Source organism: Flavobacterium sp. R1_16 (genome assembly GCF_057652095.1).
In genome coordinates, this window is the sequence record NZ_JBYFCG010000029.1 from 1 (window position 1) to 635 (window position 635).

The 635-nt window shown below is 38.6% G+C and carries 1 pseudogene; it reads left to right on the top strand.

The annotated features are described in order from the left end of the window. Positions 1-635, top strand: a pseudogene (locus AC23L6_RS13355) (hypothetical protein); the annotation flags it as partial.

The following is a 635-nucleotide window of genomic DNA, read 5'->3' on the forward strand; positions in this document are numbered from 1 at the left end:
AACACTCAAGGTACTTATGTGGTAACTTGGACCTTCAGCGATGGTAATGGTAATTCTTCTACAGCTACTCAAAATGTGATTGTAAAAGATACAACTGCTCCACTATTACCTCAATTAGCAGACGTTACTGGTCAATGTACTGCTACAGCTACAGCTCCTACAACATCTGATAACTGTGCTGGAACTATTACGGCTACCACTAATGATCCTCTAACCTATTCTTCTCAAGGTACTTTTGTTATCAACTGGACTTTTGATGATGGAAATGGAAATATTGTAACTGCGCAACAAAATGTTATCGTTGACAATACTACTAAACCTGTATTGCCTACTCTTGCAGATATAACTGGTGAATGTACCGTTACAGCTACAGCACCAACTTTTAACAATGAGTGTTCTGATGCAGTTATTACAGCAACTACAAATGATCCATTGACTTATTCTTCACAAGGTACTTATGTTATCAACTGGACTTTTGATGATGGAGATGGTAATATACAAACAACTACTCAAAATGTAATTGTAAAAGATGTAACTGCTCCTATTGCTCCTGCTTTGGCTGATGTAACTGGGGAATGTGAAGCCTCTGTAACTGCTCCGTCTGCTCAAGATAATTGTGCGGGAACTGTTACTGC